Source organism: Bartonella sp. AA18HLJMS (genome assembly GCF_042197245.1).
In the GTDB taxonomy this organism is placed as follows: Bacteria; Pseudomonadota; Alphaproteobacteria; order Rhizobiales; family Rhizobiaceae; genus Bartonella.
The window spans coordinates 50,139-69,476 of sequence record NZ_JBHIRP010000011.1; the positions used below are offsets into that span (position 1 = coordinate 50,139).

At 38.6% G+C, this 19,338-nt stretch carries 12 protein-coding genes and 3 pseudogenes; 8 read left to right on the plus strand and 7 right to left on the minus strand.

Annotated features, from left to right (window positions below; genetic code table 11):
* Window positions 1-71: 71 nt before the first annotated feature.
* Genes gcvT through gcvP form a run of 3 tightly spaced genes read left to right on the plus strand, consistent with a single transcriptional unit; the run spans window position 72 to window position 4,360 of the window.
* The gene (gene gcvT, locus ACFINW_RS06955; protein ID WP_375621605.1) at window positions 72-1,184 is read left to right on the plus strand and encodes a glycine cleavage system aminomethyltransferase GcvT; all 1,113 of its coding nucleotides are present in this window, start codon (window positions 72-74) and stop codon (window positions 1,182-1,184) included.
* A 6-nt stretch (window positions 1,185-1,190) separates the two neighbouring features.
* On the plus strand, window positions 1,191-1,559 hold the full coding sequence (gene gcvH, locus ACFINW_RS06960) for a glycine cleavage system protein GcvH (protein WP_375612294.1): 369 nt from the start codon (window positions 1,191-1,193) through the stop codon (window positions 1,557-1,559).
* 5 nt (window positions 1,560-1,564) lie between these two features.
* Entirely contained in the window at window positions 1,565-4,360 is a 2,796-nt protein-coding gene (gene gcvP, locus ACFINW_RS06965; protein ID WP_375673994.1) for an aminomethyl-transferring glycine dehydrogenase, read from the plus strand.
* A 1,527-nt stretch (window positions 4,361-5,887) separates the two neighbouring features.
* Here gcvP and alr read toward each other — a convergent pair.
* Window positions 5,888-7,003, minus strand: coding sequence for an alanine racemase (gene alr, locus ACFINW_RS06970; RefSeq protein WP_375612295.1), 1,116 nt, complete (start codon window positions 7,001-7,003; stop codon window positions 5,888-5,890).
* Window positions 7,004-7,811: 808 nt separating this feature from the next.
* Here alr and ACFINW_RS06975 point away from each other — a divergent pair.
* A complete protein-coding gene (locus ACFINW_RS06975) occupies window positions 7,812-8,639 on the plus strand; it encodes a ferredoxin--NADP reductase (RefSeq protein ID WP_375621608.1) in 828 nt (275 codons plus the stop codon).
* 34 nt (window positions 8,640-8,673) lie between these two features.
* Window positions 8,674-9,121 (plus strand): annotated as a pseudogene (locus ACFINW_RS06980) (ferredoxin--NADP reductase); the annotation flags it as partial.
* Here ACFINW_RS06980 and eda read toward each other — a convergent pair.
* Complete coding sequence (gene eda / locus ACFINW_RS06985) at window positions 9,085-9,750, minus strand: bifunctional 4-hydroxy-2-oxoglutarate aldolase/2-dehydro-3-deoxy-phosphogluconate aldolase (RefSeq protein WP_375673992.1); 666 nt, start codon at window positions 9,748-9,750, stop codon at window positions 9,085-9,087. The pseudogene ACFINW_RS06980 and the gene eda sit on opposite strands and share 37 nt — an antisense overlap.
* Window positions 9,751-9,865: 115 nt before the next feature.
* Between eda and ACFINW_RS06990 the strand changes: the two genes are divergently transcribed.
* From ACFINW_RS06990 to ACFINW_RS07000, 3 genes are all read left to right on the plus strand, one after another.
* Window positions 9,866-10,783 (plus strand): rhodanese-related sulfurtransferase, encoded by a 918-nt coding sequence (locus tag ACFINW_RS06990; RefSeq protein ID WP_375621610.1) that lies wholly within the window; start codon window positions 9,866-9,868, stop codon window positions 10,781-10,783.
* A 1,697-nt stretch (window positions 10,784-12,480) separates the two neighbouring features.
* Window positions 12,481-13,614: a type III PLP-dependent enzyme gene (locus ACFINW_RS06995; RefSeq protein ID WP_375621611.1), complete on the plus strand. Its 1,134-nt coding sequence runs from the start codon at window positions 12,481-12,483 to the stop codon at window positions 13,612-13,614.
* 75 nt (window positions 13,615-13,689) lie between these two features.
* Window positions 13,690-14,274 (plus strand): GNAT family N-acetyltransferase, encoded by a 585-nt coding sequence (locus tag ACFINW_RS07000; protein WP_375630327.1) that lies wholly within the window; start codon window positions 13,690-13,692, stop codon window positions 14,272-14,274.
* 1,049 nt (window positions 14,275-15,323) lie between these two features.
* Here ACFINW_RS07000 and ACFINW_RS07005 read toward each other — a convergent pair.
* The 5 genes and pseudogenes from ACFINW_RS07005 to ACFINW_RS07025 form a co-directional block, all read right to left on the minus strand.
* The gene (locus ACFINW_RS07005) at window positions 15,324-16,895 is read right to left on the minus strand and encodes a DHA2 family efflux MFS transporter permease subunit (RefSeq protein WP_375621613.1); all 1,572 of its coding nucleotides are present in this window, start codon (window positions 16,893-16,895) and stop codon (window positions 15,324-15,326) included.
* 24 nt (window positions 16,896-16,919) lie between these two features.
* Window positions 16,920-18,014, minus strand: a complete 1,095-nt coding sequence (locus tag ACFINW_RS07010; RefSeq protein ID WP_375673993.1) for an HlyD family secretion protein — start codon at window positions 18,012-18,014, stop codon at window positions 16,920-16,922.
* A gap of 173 nt (window positions 18,015-18,187) precedes the next feature.
* Window positions 18,188-18,331: pseudogene (locus tag ACFINW_RS07015) on the minus strand (transcriptional repressor); the annotation flags it as partial.
* Window positions 18,328-18,486 (minus strand): annotated as a pseudogene (locus tag ACFINW_RS07020) (HlyD family secretion protein); the annotation flags it as partial. The pseudogenes ACFINW_RS07020 and ACFINW_RS07015, both read right to left, overlap by 4 nt.
* Before the next feature lie 173 nt (window positions 18,487-18,659).
* Window positions 18,660-19,052 carry a Fur family transcriptional regulator gene (locus tag ACFINW_RS07025; RefSeq protein ID WP_375621615.1) on the minus strand — a complete coding sequence of 131 codons (393 nt, stop codon included), beginning with the start codon at window positions 19,050-19,052 and terminating at the stop codon, window positions 18,660-18,662.
* Between the last annotated feature and the right edge of the window lie 286 nt (window positions 19,053-19,338).

Consider the following 19,338-nt stretch of genomic DNA (forward strand, 5'->3'; position numbering starts at 1 on the left):
CTCTCAGGTTGATGACAGAGGGGGCAGAGACGACCATATTCTATGGGCGTTAGCGCAGCTTTGGAGTTATTATGGGCACAGCACAAGAAACATCTTTTTTAAAAACACTTCCTTTATATGATTTGCATGAAAAAGCAGGAGCAAAATTTGGTGCTTTTGCGGGTTGGAACATGCCTTTAACTTATCCTCTTGGCGTTTTAAAAGAGCATCTTCATACGCGTGCACATGCAGGACTTTTTGATATTTCTCATATGAAATTGATTGCGGTTGAAGGGGCACAAGCTGTGGAATTTTTGTCCTATGCTTTTCCCATTGATGCAGCAGCTTTAAAGATTGGGCATTCACGGTATAATTATTTGCTTAATGAGCAGGCTGGTATTCTTGATGATCTTATCATTACCCGTTTGGAAGAGGGTCGTTTTATGTTGGTCGCCAATGCTGGGAATGCACAGGCTGATTTTGTAGAATTGGAAAAGCGTGCGGTTGATTTTGAATGTCAAGTGATTGCACTTGAAAGGGTATTGCTTGCGCTTCAAGGTCCTGAAGCGGCAGCTGTTCTTGCTGATGCCGATTTACCAGGGAATGAATTGTTCTTTATGCAAGGATTCGAACCACAACAGGATTGGTTTATAACGCGTTCTGGTTATACGGGAGAGGATGGTTTTGAAATTGCTTTACCTATAGGGCATGCGCATATGTTGGCTGAAAAATTGCTGAGTGATTCTCGTGTTGAGTGGATTGGACTTGCCGCACGCGATAGCTTGCGGTTGGAAGCGGGGCTGTGTTTGCATGGAAATGATATTACCCCTGATACGACACCTATTGATGCGGCTCTAATATGGGCTGTTCCTAAAAGTGTTCGAGAAAAAGCACAATTTTATGGTGCGAAGGCTTTTCTTGAAGCACTGCAAAAAGGACCGGCTCGTTGTCGTGTTGGATTAAAACCGCAAACGCGTCAACCTATTCGTGCCGGTGCGGTGCTTCTTGATGATCAAGGTAATGAGATTGGCATTGTAACATCAGGTGGTTTTGGTCCTTCTTTTGATGGTCCTGTCGCGATGGGTTACGTTCCTGTTGATTTTAAAGTTGAAGGGACACAAGTCTTTACAGAACTGCGAGGCAAAAAGATTGTATTATCAGTTCATTCTCTTCCCTTTGTTGAACAACGTTATTTTAAAGGATGATTTTTTATGTCTAAAACTTATTTTACACATGACCATGAATGGCTTAGCGTTGAAGGGCAGGTGGTGACTGTTGGGGTTACGCATTATGCGCAAGAGCAATTAGGGGATTTGGTTTTTGTTGATTTACCACAAAGTGGAACAAAACTTTCCAAAGGAGAGGCGGCGGCTGTTGTGGAATCAGTGAAGGCGGCTTCAGATGTTTATGCTCCTCTTGATGGTGAAGTGGTCGAAATAAATGAAGCCTTGGCTGATAATCCTGAACTGGTAAACCAGAAACCCGAAACAGAAGGCTGGTTATGGAAAATGACATTGCAGGATGAGACACAACTGGAGGGGTTGTTAGATAAAGATGCTTATAAGGCTTTGATTGGATGAGTACCATGATCGAGCGTTCTTTTTCTTCTCGACATATTGGGCTGCGTCCTGATGAAACACAAAAAATGCTTGATGTTTTAGAGCTTGATTGTGTTGAGACACTTATTTCTCAAGCTGTTCCACACTCTATCCATTTGGGACGTTCACTGAATCTTCCAGAGGCTGCTAGTGAAGGACAAGCCTTGGAAGAACTCTCCAAGATGATGGAGCGTAACCATGTGCACAAAAGTTTTATTGGGCAAGGATATCATGGAACTTATGTGCCTCCGGTTATTTTACGAAATCTGTTTGAAAATCCTGCTTGGTATACTGCTTATACGCCTTATCAAGCAGAAATTAGCCAAGGTCGTTTAGAGCTTTTATTTTATTTTCAGACATTGGTTAGTGAACTAACAGGTTTGCCTGTTTCTGCTGCTTCCCTTCTTGATGAAGCAACTGCTTTAGCTGAAGCCAATGCCCTTGCTGTTCGCTTTTTCCGTGAGAAAAAAACAAAAATTTCTCTTCAGAGTCTTTTACATCCTCAGACTTTGAGTGTTGCGCAAACGCGTGCTGAAACACAAGGGATTCAGATTAGCCAAAATGGCGAAATTGATTCTGATACAGCGGCAATTGTTTTGTCTTGGCCAGATACAAAAGGCTCTTTTCATGATTACAGTGAGATCATAAAAGAGGCAAAGGAAAAGGGAGCTTTAGTTATCGTTGTAGCTGATCCTTTAGCGCTTACTCTTCAGGAGCCACCTGCTCAATGGGGGGCAGATATCGTTGTTGGCACTATGCAGCGTTATGGCGTTCCGATGGGATTTGGTGGTCCACATGCTGGTTACCTTGCCGTGAGTGATGCGTTAACGCGTCTTATTCCAGGGCGTATTGTTGGTCAATCCGTGGATACCAAAGGACGCGTTGGTTTTCGTTTAGCTTTGCAAACACGTGAACAACATATTCGGCGCGATAAAGCGACGTCAAATATTTGTACAGCGCAGGCTTTGTTGGCTAATATGGCAACCGCTTATGCTGTTTGGCATGGGCCAAAAGGCTTACAAGAAATTGCGCAGCGAATTCATCATTTAACATGTCGTTTTGTTGCTGGTTTAGAAGCCGCAGGGGTTCATGTTGAAGGGAAAAGCTTTTTTGATTGTGTGAGTATTTCTGTTAAGGGAAAAGCACGAGAAATTGCGCATCAAGCCAAAATAGGTGGGCGCCTTATTCGTGTTCTCGATGATGACACTATTGCAATCAATTTTGATGAATTATCAATAGAAGAAGATGCTGGTGCTTTAGCGCAGCTTTTTGGGGCAAAATTAGGCGATCAGGTTTCTCCACGACTCTTTGGAAAAAAACGGGATGCTGCTTTTCTTTCTCAGCCTTTTTTTCATGCGGTTCATTCAGAGACAGATATGATGCGCTTTTTGCGTCGTTTAGCGGATAAGGATTTGGCGCTGGATCGCGCTATGATCCCTCTTGGTTCTTGTACAATGAAGCTTAATGCAGCTGCTGAATTGATGCCTGTAAGTTGGGCTAGCATGGCCAATATACATCCCTTTGTTTCACTAGAGGATGCAGCGGGTTATTTGGAGATGATCAACCAGTTAAATGCGTGGTTGTGTGAAATTACAGGATTTGCGCAAGTTTCTTTTCAGCCAAATTCTGGTGCTCAAGGTGAATATGCTGGGCTTTTGGCTATCCGACGATATTACCAATCACGGGGAAAACATCAACGTACAGTTTGTCTTATTCCTGCATCTGCGCATGGTACCAATCCAGCCTCGGCCCATATGGCAGGGATGGAAGTCGTTGTGGTAAAATGTTTAAGCGATGGTGATGTTGATGTAGACGATCTCAAGATGAAAGCGCAATTGCATAAAGATAAATTGGCCGCTCTCATGATTACTTATCCTTCAACCCATGGTGTTTATGAGGAAAGTATTAAGGAAATTTGTTCTATTATTCATGAAAATGGCGGACAAGTTTATTTTGATGGTGCTAATCTCAATGCCCTTGTGGGGCTTGCTCGTCCTGCGGATATTGGCGCTGATGTTTGTCATATGAATCTTCATAAAACATTTGCTATTCCTCATGGTGGTGGTGGTCCTGGTATGGGACCAATTGGAGTTGCTGCGCATCTCAAACCATTCTTACCAGGTCATGAACAGGATGGGACAACACATGCGGTTTCTGCTGCTCCTTATGGAAGTGCGTCTATTCTTGCAATTACATGGATGTATATTCGAATGATGGGGGCTGATGGCTTAAAATATGCAACACAAATAGCCATTTTAAATGCCAATTATATTGCTGCACGTCTTTCAGCCGCTTATTCCATTCTTTATCGGGGCAAGCATGGACGTGTTGCGCACGAATGTATTGTGGATACACGCGTGTTGAAAGAGCAGTATGGGGTGAGTGTTGATGATATTGCAAAACGTCTCATTGATTATGGATTTCATGCGCCCACGATGTCGTTCCCTGTTCCGGGAACTTTGATGATTGAGCCAACGGAATCAGAACCAAAAGCAGAGATTGATCGTTTTTGTGATGCTTTACTCTCTATTGCTGAAGAAGCGAAAAAAGTTGGTAGCGGGGTTTGGCCAAAAGACAATAATCCATTGGTGAATGCCCCTCATACAGTGGCAGATACTTTAGATGATGCTTGGGCACGACCCTATTCGCGACAAGAAGCTGCTTTTCCTAACAGTTCTCTTGATCCAGTCAATAAATATTGGCCTCCTGTATCGCGTATTGATAATGTTGCGGGAGACAGAATGCTCATTTGTTCGTGTCCGCCATTGGGAAATACCTATTAAATAACAAATATGTATTTAATTTGTTTATTTGCATAAACAAAAAAGCCCACACATTTTGTGTGGGTTTTTACTTGTTGATCATGTTACTATGGAATTATTTGTCTATTTTCTAGAATTTTGCATTGTTTTTTATAACATGAGCAAAATCGAAAAAGTCGACAAAAAGCTGTATTTTGTCGGCAATAGGCATGCTCTCCTTTGCTTTCTACCGTATGACATGGTTTTAGTGACTAGTCGGCATCGGTCTAGCTAGCTAATTCATGTAAACGAGAGTGAAAACCTATGAGGATAGGATCCCGTCTGTTGCATGTGTTGTGACATACTACTTCTCACTAAGGTGACGACGACTGGTTGTAGAAGAATAAAATCAATTTTAGTGTTTTTGATGATAAAGACACGCGAAACTCTGTTGTTGCATCTTTTCGAGTCAAGAATTGTCTAAATATTTCTCTTTAATCTGCTTTTTATAAATATGACGCAAAAATATGTAAGAACACCTGTCAGAATGAGCAAACGCAAAGCCAAATGTATTATGGTTGTTTTTTACAAGGTATCTTATAAAAAGCCGGCACATCTTTCCACTTCATTGCAAGTCAGTTTGTGACTTTACGGCGCTGTTTTCCTAAGAGCCCGTGTTCTTTCGCTGTTACCTGTAAATCAACATCCAAACTTAACGCAGCGACATGTTTTGAGTCAGAGATTGAGAAAAAAAGAGCTTTATGAGTAGTTCCTGCTGTCTGTCTGATGAGGGCGGGGGGATTGTGTATTTCTGTTGACGTAACCTTTGAAACTGGAAGACAATCTCATTTGGGAACATGTAAAGCCGTAAGGTGAAAATCAATCCTCAGTTTGTCATCTCCTCTTAATTCAGTTTTGCGGCTTTCAAAAGCATTTAAAGCAATATTTTTTTTAATAATGGGGATTACACATTGCTCCATACTTTTATTTATTGTGTTTTTTAGTAGGGGAATGACCTTCATGTAAAACAGAACGCTCCAAAAAGAATATACTTGAGTTGTTAATTCACGTGTTTGTTTTAAAGAGACATTTCGCTCCTATCCCATTTCGCGACGGCGCTTGTGAATGGTGTAAGGGTAAATCTATTGATCCCCCAATCTTTACGCTTCATAACGGAGTAAGCCGGCACTATCCATACACTTTGCCAGCGCCTAATGTTATAGCTCTTGGCACTATGGTTCATAAGAGGCATTATTCTTTTCTTAAATCATTTTTATCTACACATAGTCCAGCTTGTGGTATGCAAGCGAATGATTTTAATTGGGAAATTAATTTTAAAAACTTTGTAGTAGATTCTTTTTTGTCAATTTATGGGGAAAGGCTAAGTTTTTGTATTTTAGATGAAAGCTACTTCCATAAAACAGTCCATCAACTTGTCTGTTTTGAGATTTCTGTGAATGTACGGTATCTATGACCATTCTATGTGGTTGATTGTTGTAAAATCTTTTGTAAAAGCCCCTCAATTTTCTAAAATGATGATTTTTATCAATTTATTTTTTTAAAGAGTTTTTATGTGTAAATGTATTTATAGCGGGAGCCAAGAGATGTTAGAATTTCATTGGGAAGGGTATCGGCATCTATAGATACTTTTTCAAGTGTTTGATGGGGACCAATGAGTTCTACCCAGTCACCAGTTTGAGGTTTTTGTTCAAGATCGGTCGTATCTACAATAATGGAATCCATAGAAACCCGCCCAACCATGGGAAGTTTGTGCCCGTTGAAATAAACAGTTCCTTTATTCGAAAGAGTACGGAGCCAGCCGTCTGCGTAGCCTATAGAAATGGTTGCAAGAGTGCTTGGTCTGTTGGTTATAAAGCTTTCTGCATAACCAACAGGTGCTCCTATATCAACAACGCGGCTTTGAATGACTTGGGCTTCAAGTTTTAAAACAGGTTTCAAAGGTGATGGGTGTTTTCCCCGCGGATCAACTCCGTAAAGTGCAATGCCTGGACGAACAAGATCAAAATAAAAATCTGATCCTAGAAAGATACCTCCAGAATTGGCAAAGGAAACTTTGCAAGCAGGCAATTGCGCAAGGATCGTTTTGAAAGAAGTCAATTGGGCATAATTTGATGGGTGGGTATCATCTTCTCCGTTAGAAAGATGACTAAGAATGTATTTTATTTCTGCTTTTTCGAAAATTGTAGGGTGTTTGATGAGTTTTTGTAATTCTTTTTGATCCAGTCCTAATCGGTTCATATGGGTATCGATTTGAACAATTGCTGGAAATTTTTTATCTTTTTTTTGACAAATTTTTTGCCAATTTTCAATGGCATTCCAAGAGTTTAGAACAGGAACAATACCAGATTGTGCGACAAACTCTTCTGCTAAGTGTGGAAGTCCATTCAGAATGGCAATTGTGACATTTGATGGTAAAATGCTTTTTAATTGGAGTGCTTCTCTGATTTGGGCGACAAAAAAAGTGCGACAACCAGCTTGGTAAAGGGCAGGAGCAATTTTGTGAGCTCCTAATCCATAGGCATTTGCTTTTACAACTGCTGAACATTGTGTTGGAGCTACACGTTTGGCTAAAGTAATATAATTGGCAACAATGGCACTGACATCGATGGTTGCTACAGCTGTATAGAGTGATGTATTTATTTCATCATTAACGGATTTGTTCATTTTAAAAGCTTATCTGTGTTCGTGAAATACGGAGTTTTTTTGGTTGTTTCATTGAGGTTCTTTACGATATAGGGGAAAGACACTATTTGCTATGGTCAAAATCATTAAGAAGCCTATGCTGCCATTAAAGTCGTTTTTTATGTAAAATGGTACTCCGGATATAAGAGATAGTTTAGTTTTATTTGTGTTGTTATCAACATGGTATCTTCTAATGATTTGTAAAACATAGACTTTTTTACTTATTTCCCCTCGTTTAGGCATATAAAAAAGAAAGCATAGTTTATTGTATTGTATCATTTTGAAGAGTGCAATGTTAGACTATTGTTGCTGGTGTGATTTTTGTGATTAAATATTGCATTGGCTGCTTGTGTAGAGAAGGTAAAATGATTAAATTAACCACGTTAAGTCAATGCATTACAAGTTTTCTAACATGAGGGGGAAGATCACTCATCTGTGCAATTTTGGATGTCGTCTCATGCACTTAAAATTATTTTTATTGAATGGAAAACAGTGTGTAAACACTTTTTGATACATTAAAACTGTTGATTTAGAAAACTCGTTGATTTGGATATTATTTGTTTTCAAGATGGATTGGGTATCCAGTATTTACTTTCTAGTCTTTGATTGGTTTTAAGTGAAATCAATTTTATCGCTTATAGAGTACACTAGACTCATTTATTTAATTTTGACATAAAAGTGTTAACCTTGAGGCTTTTGTGTTGAGAAAATTGTTGGCAGATGGTTGTGCAAGTACTATATCACGTCAAGGATTCGAAATTTAACGTTCAATAAAGATATGGGGAAGAGTATGAATACGTCTGCTACCAATGTTCCGTCAAGCATCAGCAGCGTTGTAAATTTTCCGATTCCTGAGAATGTGTTCGCCCTTACTGTCCAAGAGGTTTGTCACTATACAGATCGGTTATTTAAATTCCGTCTGAATCGTCCGGAAAGTTTTCGTTTTCGTTCGGGTGAGTTTGTTATGATCGGTTTGCCAAATGCAGAAAAGCCGATTTATCGCGCTTATTCGATTGCAAGTCCCTTTTGGGATGAACAGCTTGAGTTTTTTTCGATAAAAGTTCCAGGGGGACCTTTAACCGAGCATCTCCAAAAAATTAAAATTGGTGATACAGTTCTCATGCGTAAAAAATCTACAGGAACGCTGGTTCTTGATGCTCTTATTCCTGGAAAACGTCTTTATCTTCTTTCAACTGGGACGGGGATTGCTCCTTTTGCAAGCCTTATTCGTGATCCTGAAACTTATGAAAAATTTGCAGAAGTTGTCCTTATTCAAACAACGCGCGAAAAAAATGAGTTAATTTATGCAAAAGATCTTGTTTCCTCTTTGCAACAAGATCCACTCATTGGAGAGTATGCACAACAGTTGAGATTTTATCCTATGACTACTCGTGAAGCTTCTGAGCATATGGGCCGTATTACAACTGTGATGGAAAGTGGGGACTTTTTTGAAACAACAGGCCTTCCTAAAATTCATCCTGATGAAGATCGGGTGATGATTTGTGGTTCCATGGCTATGTTAAAAGATTGCGCAAGGATGTGTGAAAGCTTTGGTCTTGTTGAAGGGGCCAATAATGCTCCTGCTACTTATGTTGTAGAGCGCGCTTTTGTGGAGTAATGAGTGGGAAAGTTGATGCTTTATCTTCTTTCAAACCGGTACGGGGTTTTTTCTTTTTGCAAGCTTTATTCGTGAGCCTGATATTTATGAAAAATTTTCAGAAGTTGTTCTTATTTAAATAACGTGCGAAAAGAATGGGTTAATTTGTGCAAAAGATCTTGTTTCCTCTTTGCAATAAGATCCACTCATTGGAGAGTATGCACAACAGTTGAGATTTTATCCTATGACGACTCGTGAACCTTCTGAGCATATGGGGCGTATTACGACTGTTATGGAAAGTGGAGATTTTTTTGAAACAAGCGGCTTTGAAACAATAGAACTCGCAAAATTCATCCTGATGAAGATCGGGTGATGATTTATGGTTTTATGACGATGTTAAAAGATTGCGCAAGGATGTGTGAAAGCTTTGGTCTTGTTGAAGGGACTGATATTCTTGCACATTACATTATATTGTAGAAAGAGCTTTTTTCGAGGGAGAGTGAAGTTGTGATGCGGTATATGCTAATGCAGTAATCGAATCCCAATCACTTATTGCAATGAGTTTTTGGGGCGCTATCCAAGAACCTCCAACGCAGAAGACATTGGGCAGTTGGAGCCATTGTGTTGCACTTTTTTGTGTAATACCGCCTGTTGGGCAAAACCGGATATCAGAAAAGGGAGATGCTAAAGCTTCGATGAAGGAAATACCCCCAGCAGCTTCAGCAGGGAAAAATTTAAGATATGAATAGCCTTTGTTTAATGCTTGCATGAGTTCACTTGGGGTCATTGCACCGGGAAGAAGGGGAATTTCACTATTTTTTGCACAATTGATTAGTTCATTGGATAATCCGGGGCTTACAATAAACTTGGCTCCAGCTTGTTCGGCTTTTTCGTAATGTGTTGTGTTGAGAATTGTGCCGGCTCCAACAATTGCTTCAGGGACTTCTTGTGTGATTTTCTGAATTGCTTTGAGGGCATTTGGTGTTCGCAAGGTGATCTCAATTGTTTTTAATCCACCTTTGACAAGAGCGCGTGTTAAAGGTACAGCACTTTGTAGATTGTCAATGAGTAAAACAGGTATAACAGTTTGTCCTTGGAGATATAATAAAAGCTTTTCTCTTTTTTGGCACATGATATTTTTTCTTCTTGGAGATGATATTATTTGTATCGTTTGATTAAGCACAATATGTTAAAGAGTACATGAATAAATCTTGAAATTGAATGAAACGCGCGTTATGGCAAAACACATGGAAAAGAATTTTAAAGTTGCTGCACTTTATTGCTTTGCAGATTTGAAGCATTATCATCAATTACAAAAACCTTTGCAGGATTTATGTCAAGCAAAGGATATCAAAGGCACTCTGCTTTTAGCACAAGAGGGCATTAATGGAACAGTTGCTGGTTCTTGTGATGCGATTGAGGCATTGGTGGATTTTATTACGGCTGAGCCAGCGTTTCAAACGCCGGAGATTAAATATTCATGGGCATCAAAAATGCCTTTTCATCGCATGAAAGTGCGGTTGAAAAAAGAGATTGTGACAATGGGGGTTGAAGGGGTTGATCCGCTAAAAGTTGTTGGTACTTATGTCGATCCTGAAGATTGGAATGCTCTTATTCAAGATGAAGAGACAATTTTAATCGATACACGGAATGACTATGAATATGCGATAGGGAGTTTTCAAGGAGCGATTGATCCGCAGATTAAAACATTTCGCGAATTTCCTGAATGGGTGCGTAAACATGAGGCTGAGTTAAAGAAAAAAAAGAAAATTGCCATGTTTTGTACAGGTGGTATTCGGTGTGAAAAATCAACAGCTTTTGTTCGTGATCTTGGTTATGAGCAAGTCTACCATCTAAAAGGAGGTATTCTAAAATATTTAGAAAAAATTCCAAAAGAGAAAAGTTTATGGTGGGGTGAGTGTTTTGTTTTTGATGAGCGTGTTTCTGTTCAACATGGTCTTGAAGAATGTGGACGCGAATTATGTCGCGCGTGTCGTTCTCCTCTTAATGCTGAAAGCAAATTATCGCCTCATTATGAGGAAGGTGTTTCCTGTGATGCTTGTTATAACACGCGTAGTGAAGCCGATAGAGAGCGCTTCCGTGAGCGCCATAGGCAATTTCAATTGTTGAAATTGCGTGCAATTGATTCTCATCAAGGGACATAAGGATATCGTAGTGTAGAGTTTTAAGTTGTAGCGTTTTTCTCTTAAATTTAAGAGAGAAGAGTTTTTTAATATTGGTAGAAAAATATTTTATAAGACCGGATATTATTCGGTCTTTTTGTTTATGTTAAATTATTTGACTTATAAATAATCATTATAGATTGTTCGCTCTCCTTGACTTTATAGGATTGAGTTTTCAGATACTTTTCATTTTAAAATAGAAAAGCCGTTCACCAACAGCGCAGAGGAGGGAGATTATAGTTTAAGATAAAAGCGTATAAATAAGATGTGATTAATAAGAGGAGATGAAAAAGCAGATGCTAGGTGGAAAAATAAAATGATAATAGGAGTTTATGATTTCAGAATTTAATATAATACATTAATTTATAATGATAATTTATTATTCATTTGAATAAAAGAGTTCAATATTGTGAACTTTGTTGCTTTCAGATTAGATGAGAACGAATCGCGTAAAATTCATTCACTTGTACGTTGCAAATGGGAGTAACGTGTGGACAAAAATCATTTTAGATAAGGTGTTATGAAACATTTCAATGTACGAGTTTCTGCAATATTGGAAGTTGGCAGATAGAATGGGAGCGTTTGTTTTTAATTTCATAAGTATAAAGAGGGTGAGATGTAGTTGATCTATATCATACAAGCTATATTATACGGGGATTTCTTCATGATATTTTGCTTAAGCGATGCTGTGAAATGAATGTGGAAGCAGGGATGTTTTTAGGATGTAAATGAGAAAGATAATGGTGTTTTGTTGGGGGAAGGACACGTTATCTTTAAAGACTATGGTGCTTCAGTCGTTACTATCCTCAGTCTTCAATGTTGGTCATCTTTGCATTTGAGAGGATATATAAGAGGTACTCCTTTTTTCAATTGTTTTTTATTTCTGATGCGCAAAAGAATGATTTTAATTGATTCATTGTAAGAGGGTTGAAATAAGAGGATTTTATAATGGAATTTTTGTTTAAGGGTACAATAATAAATTATCATTATAAATTAATGTCTTGAGTAATTTATTTTGCGTTATTTTCTGCTGCGGATATTAGGAGATAGAATAGGGTCAAGAAACAAGGGGCTTTAAACGCAAGACAGTGATTTATGTTGCACGGATAATGTAAGGGGTGTGATCTCATGAAAGCGGATGGATGGCTTTGTCTGGGGAGAGTGTTGTTTTTTCGCATCATTTTATCTTTAAGAATTAAAAAATGTTTAAAATTAAAAAAATGATTGAAATGAGAAAGAATTCGTTTTATAGGATGCCTTGCCCAAAGTCGCACGTGCCTGTGGGTGTCCGCTGGTTCTCAAATGGTGAGATTAACCGGTACGGTACCTGGAACTAACCGCTCCAGTCATTCTTACAGCCAATTGCAAGAATGAGGACATCTTGAAGCAACGACGGTGCGGGCCTTTCTGGTGTCTTCCAGTTTTTAAATGCTGGGATAACTATAGAGGCACACCTCATTGCCTTCAGTGCGGAAGTGGTTTTCTCAACTCCAATCAAAAAGGCAGATAAAATAGAATAACGCGGCTTCGCGCTGTTCTTTCGCTGCATGCAATGCTAATTTCTGATTTTTTGTAATCAGAATGGGGATAGTTGTTGTGTGTTTTTTGTCCTTTAGCTTTTGGCAGCTTTGGCTGTCCAAGCATAGAGTGGGGGAGCTTTCCCTCAAGGAGAATTGCAGATGGCAACGCAACGTATTCGCGATTTTCTTGCAACACATCGTTCTGAAGGTCCATGCTTAATTGTTGACCTTGATGTTGTTCGTGACAACTATTTAAATTTTGAAAAAGCTCTGCCGCAGTCTCGTATTTTTTACGCAATAAAGGCAAATCCAGCTCCTGAAATCTTGCGTTTGCTAAGTTCTTTAGGATCTTCTTTTGATGCGGCTTCTGTTGCAGAAATTGAAATGGCTTTAAAAGCAGGTGCAACGCCAGAGCGTATTTCTTTTGGAAATACGATTAAAAAAGAGCGTGATATTGCACGAGCATATGCATTGGGAGTTTCACTTTATGCCGTTGATTGTGTGGAAGAAGTGGAAAAAATTGCGCGTGTTGCTCCAGGAGTGCGTGTTTTTTGCCGTGTTCTTACCGATGGAAAAGGTGCAGAGTGGCCATTGTCACGCAAATTCGGTTGCGTTCCAGAAATGGCGGTTGATGTTCTAAGACGCGCACACCAATTGGGTTTGCAAGCCTATGGTGTTTCTTTTCATGTTGGATCTCAGCAGGTTGATTTGAGTGCGTGGGATCGTGCTTTATCGGATGCTTCTACAGTTTTTAAGCGCTTGGAACAAGAAGGCATTTCACTGAAATTGGTGAATATGGGCGGCGGTTTTCCAACCCGTTATTTGAAAGATGTCCCTACAGAACAAGCTTATGGTACAGCAGTTTTTGATTCATTGAAAAAGCATTTTGGTAATCGTATCCCTGAGACGATTATTGAGCCAGGACGTGCGATGGTTGGCAATGCTGGTGTTATTCGTACAGAAGTTGTTCTAATATCTAAAAAAGCTGATAATGATAATGTACGATGGGTTTATCTTGATATTGGAAAATTTAATGGTCTCGCTGAGACTATGGATGAAGCCATTCGTTATCCTATTGAGACACCTCATGATGATAAGGTAATGGAGCCTTGTATTTTGGCTGGACCAACATGCGATTCGGCAGATGTTCTCTATGAAAAAACACCTTATCCGCTTCCTCTATCCCTAACGATAGGAGATGAAATATTGATTCATGGAACGGGTGCTTACACGACAACTTACGCATCGGTTGCTTTTAATGGTTTTGAGCCTTTACGATCATATGTAATCTGAGGTTTCCTTTTAACTATAGTTTTTTTAGACTTTTTGCTATGCTCGTCATGGCGCTATAAGAGGGCGGTTATAGAGATGAACATGATGAACTTTCAAACAAAAGATGGGGCATGTTTTACACTTTTATTGGAGCAAGAAGCCGATAAGCCTTATCGAGAAATTTTGCTTGATTCAACGATGGGGTATGGACGTAAACGTAAATCATCAGAGGCTTTACGTCGTGGACGGTTAGCTGCTCAAGGGCTCTCTTTTGTGGTTAAAAATGTGCTTGGAGAGCTTGTGGGAAGTGTCCGTCTTTGGCATGTTTCTTTTTCTAAAGGAAAAAATGAAACACAACATGCTTTACTTTTAGGCCCCTTGGCTGTTGCATCTGAATGTGCTGGTATGGGAATAGGATCAATTTTAGTCCGCCATGCAATTGAAACAGCAAAAAAATTGGGATATGGCGCCATTTTGCTGGTAGGGGATTTTGAATTTTATCAACGTTTTGGCTTTTCAAATAGTTTAACAGAAAATTTGGCAATGCCTGGTCCTTACGAAAAGCATCGCTTTCAAGCGTTGGAACTGATACCACATTATCTTTCTGGGTGTTATGGCACTTTGGTTCCTAGTGGAGAACGAGAAGTTTCAAATCGTTTTCAGCATCATAAAGTGGCTTGAAGATAGTGTTTATTTGTTTTTTAACAGCTGGCATTGAGGAGAGCATACTGTTTTGGCTAGAGCCAAAGTATTTAGCGGTACAAAGTTTTTGGGGAGTTGTATTGCGATTTTATTATATGGCTGGTTTCTTATTTTTGATGATTTCAGTTCAGTGAGTAAGAATATATTTTAAGCTCATTTTTTGAAATAGCGTCCTATTTTATAATATTAAAGGAACCGGATTTTTGAGTGGTTTTGTATTCTTTCAAAGCCAGTATCATCATACAGTTTTCCAGTTTCCAATATTGTTGGTAGATCTTGCATCGAAACGGTTGGATATTTTACTTTTTTCTTAAACAGTTTTTTTCTTTGCTTTTTATGTGCAAGGGAATGGTTTTGATTGATTCAATAGAGAGATATTTTGAGAAATTTTATACAATTTTAGCGCTTGTTGAAAAAGAAAAATATGCAGCAGTAGAATCAAAATTATAAATACTAGCTTTTTTAAAAGAGTGTAAAAAAAATAAAATTACATGAGCAGCTTTGTTGAAAAAAAATATATCATTACTTTTTTGCTATAAAGGTAAATCGTTTTGCAATTGGCATGAGAGGATCAAATACAAAATGATTTTTTCATGTAAAATTTTGCATTCAGAATCAAAAAACGTTGCTCTACACATTATAAGGGAAATAGGTGTGTGAATAAAAATCACAAGAATCATAAATCTTTTATGAATATTCTTGTAAGACTCAAAAGAGTAAAGGGCAAAGAATCTTTTAATCGTTTGTGCCCTATGGTGATAAATCAAAAATCTTATAGAAATAGCTGCTTTATCTTTATAGTGTGGAGCGCGTTAGGTAAGATCGTTGTTTACCTATCATCTAAAACAATTTTTGTATGCGAGAGGTTATTTTAAAAGTGCGTAAAGAGCCCGCATTGAAAAGAATTTTTATCAGAAGAATCATTTAGAATCACGTATTTATTTATACTGTCTCTTGAGAAAAGATAAAGTGCATAGGAAGCGAGGAAAGTGATAAGGATAAAAAATATTTCTCAATTGTAATTAAGCTTAGTGATTTGGTGGTGAATCCATGAGAGGTGGTATTTTTTTGAGAAACATGGTCATAAATGTCAAAACACCAAAGATGATGGTTATGATAAAGAAAATATCACTAAAAGCCATAATCATTGCTTGTATGCGTACCATATTAAACAATTGAGAAAGAGCCAGGGTATAGGAATCAAAGGTTTCTGTTTTGAATAATAAAATAAGCTTTGAAAGCATTTCAGTTGCTTGTCTGTTTGCGTGGTTAAGGGTTTCGGCTATTCGTTCATAATGGAAGTCCGTGCGTTTTGTCATGAGCGTGCTGATAATGGCAAGTCCCACAGCACCACCTAGATTCCGTGTGAGATTAAAGAGTCCAGAAGCATTTTGCATTCGTTCTGGTGGGAGTGTTCCCAATGCAATATTATTAATAGGAACCATACATAACATTACAGAAGCACCACGGAAAACTTGCGGCCAAAAAAGCTGCCAAAAATCCCACTTATCTGTGATAGTGCTTGCCATCCAAGTGCCTATTGCAAAACCAAAAAGTCCTATTGCCATCATTACACGTGCATCCATTCGTGCTGAAAGGAATCCTGCAAGGGGAGCCGTTAATAACATGACGAATCCTGAAAGAAACAATGTTTCTCCAATCATAAGGGCATCGTAATGGCGGATTTGGCTCAAATAGACAGGATAAAGGTACGTGAGTCCATAAAGACCTATACCCAGTGAAAAGGAAAAAATGGATGCAGCTGAAAAATTAAAATTAGAAAAAGTAGAGAGATCTACAATGGGTTCTTTTGCTGTAAAAGCACGCCAGAAGAACAAGGCGGCAGCAAGAATCATGATAATAAATAAATTCCGAACCAGCCTATCATTCAGCCAATCATGACGTGCGCCTTCTTCTAGTACATACTCTAAAGTTCCTAGAAAAACAGCCATAGAAATGAGCCCCAACCAGTCAAATTTAGCCATGAGAGATGGATTTGCTTTATCAAAATCAATCAACTTCCAAGCGAGAATTGAAATAATAATCCCAAAAGGCACATTAATGAGAAAAAGCCAGTGCCATGATAAGATATGACAAAGATAACCTCCGACCGTTGGACCAATAGTGGGGGCTAATGTTGCGACTAGTCCAACAATAGGGGTAACAATTGGGCGTTTGGAAGGAGGAAAAAGAACATAAGAGGCGACAAAAACGCTTGGGATAATTCCTCCACCAATAAAACCTTGCAATGCACGGTAGATAATCATCTCTCCAATAGATGTTGCTGTTGCACAAAGAACAGAAGTAATCGTAAACCCGATCGCTGATATGGTGAAGAAAACACGTGTTGAAAGCAATCTTCCTAAGAATCCAGAAAGGGGCAACATGATGACTTCAGCGATGAGATAGGAGGTTTGAACCCATGAAATTTCTTCAGAGCTCGCAGAAAGACCAGCTTGAACTTCGGCTAAAGAGGAGGCAACGATTTGTATATCCAAAATGGCCATGAACATGCCAAAGGCCATAACTATGAAAATCACAATGCTACGGATTTCTATGCGCTCTTGAGACTGTATGGGCTTTGGTATTGAAGATGTCATAATAATGAGGTCATTTGCTTGTTATTATAAGAGACTTTTATCTTGTGGTTTTGTACGTGTATCAACTTCTACTGAAACACTCATTCCTGCTCGGATATGTCCGGTCTTTAAGACTTCTTCTGGAATAGAAATACGTACAGGAATGCGTTGGACAATCTTTGTAAAGTTACCGGTAGCGTTTTGTGGAGGAAGAAGAGAAAAAACAGCACCTGTTGCCGGTGAAATAGAAAGCACTGTTCCTGTAAAGCCCTCCTTTTTGAAGGCATCAACAGAAATATAAGCCTTTTGTCCCGCATGAATATTTTGCAACTGTGTTTCTTTATAGTTTGCTTCAATATAAAGTGCATGGATGGGGACTAATGCTGCAAGACGTTGGCCATTTACAACAAAATCTCCCGTTTTTGCTGTTAAATTTCCTATGATTCCATCAAATGGCGCGCGTATAATGGTTGAATCAAGGTCACGTTGTGCTTTTTCACGCGAAAGTTCTAAACTCTTTGTTTGGCTTTCTGTTTCACTTCGTTGTGCTTCTAGCACTCGAATATTGGCGCGTGCTGCAGCGATTTGTGCATCTGCACGGTTAACATTTGCGATAGCTTGTTCATAAGCTGATTTGGCATCATCAACATCAGATTGAGGGGCATAACGATTGGCTTTCAGTTCTGTTACACGTTTTAAGGTGAGTTGTGCATTGGTTGCTATGGCTGAAGCGGCTGCTTTTTGCGCTTTTGCATCATCTAAAGCACTATGAGCGGCTGTGATTTGTGCATCAATGCGTAGAAGTGTTTTTTTCTGTGTGTCAAGATGCGCTTCTGTTTGATCCAAGGCTATTTGATAATCACCATTGTCTAAGTAAAATAAAACATCGTCCTTTTTTACAACTTGGTTGGCTTTAATGGCAATTTTTTCAATATATCCATTTAATTTAGTCGCAATAGCGGCTATATCTCCTTGCACATAGGCATCTTCAGTGGATAGCATATAACGCCATTGCGTTATCCATTTGTAGCTAAACCAAAGCACAAAAAGTGCAAAGACAATAAGAAGAGCCTTGATTACTTTTTTTCGTTTCGTTTTATTGAAATTTTTGGTTGAAAAAATTGTCTCAGATACGGACATGATTTTATACTTTCAATATTTATGTTCTAACGAGTATAATAAGCCTCTCACTCTAGGGTAGGGTGATACATGCACGGACGATAAGAGCTTTTCAAACAATAAGGCGATCCTTGGTACATAATGCTAAATATATAAACTTGCAAGTTAGAGATCTTGTTTTCAAGTTAGCGGTCTTATTTTATTGCGCATTTTTTACAAAGCCCTCGTACTTCTAAGGTGCTTTTATGTGCTTGGAAGTCAACAGCTTGAACCATCTGTTTTAAACTTGATACAATCGTTTGATTTTGTATTTTGTTGACTGTGCCACAGTTTAGGCATCTTCAGTGGACAGCATATAACACCATTGCGTCGTCCACTTATAGCTAAACCAAAGTACAAAAAGCGCAAAGACGATAAGAAGAGCCTTGATTACTTTTTTTCGTTTCATTTTATCGAGATTTTTTGTTGAAAAAATTGTCTCAGATACGGACATGATTTTATACTTTCAATATTTATGTTCTAACGAGTATAATAAGCCTCTCACTCTAGGGTAGGGTGATACATGCACGGACGATAAGAGCTTTTCAAACAATAAGGCGATCCTTGGTACATAATGCTAAATATATAAACTTGCAAGTTAGAGATCTTGTTTTCAAGTTAGCGGTCTTATTTTATTGCGCATTTTTTACAAAGCCCTCGTACTTCTAGGGTGCTTTTATGTGCTTGGAAGTCAACAGCTTGAACCATCTGTTTTAAACTCGATACAATCGTTTGATTTTGTATTTCGTTGACTGTGCCACAGTTTTCGCAAATTATAAACGTTGTAAGTTCATGTTGACAGTTTTCAGGGTGTAAACAGACCATAAAGGCATTTGCACTTTCAAGACGATGAATACACTTTAACTGTACGAGTTTTTCTAACGCACGATAAACTTGGAGAGGTGCGCGAAAACCTTCTTCGCGTAAGTGATTGAGAATCGCATAAGCACTTAAAGGCCCTTTTGCATTTTTTAAAGTATTTAAAACCAATGTTTGGTTACGCGTCAGTTTAGATGACATTGACATCTTCCTTTTGCTCCCATGGAAAAGCATAAAGCGTGTAAGATATTTATGCAATGGTGATTATAGAATATGTACTCTATTTTTAGCCTTTTACATGACATCATTGCGATATGTAAGACAAGTTGCAACCGTTGTGAGGGGAGGGGTATTATAATCTGAAAGCCGCTGCTATCCAGCAAGAAACTTTTATACGCTTCTTAATTTTACCAATAATGTTTTGAAATAGGATTTTTTGTTCAATATTTTATTGGTAAAGTTTGGGTTATTTTATTTAAAAAAAAAT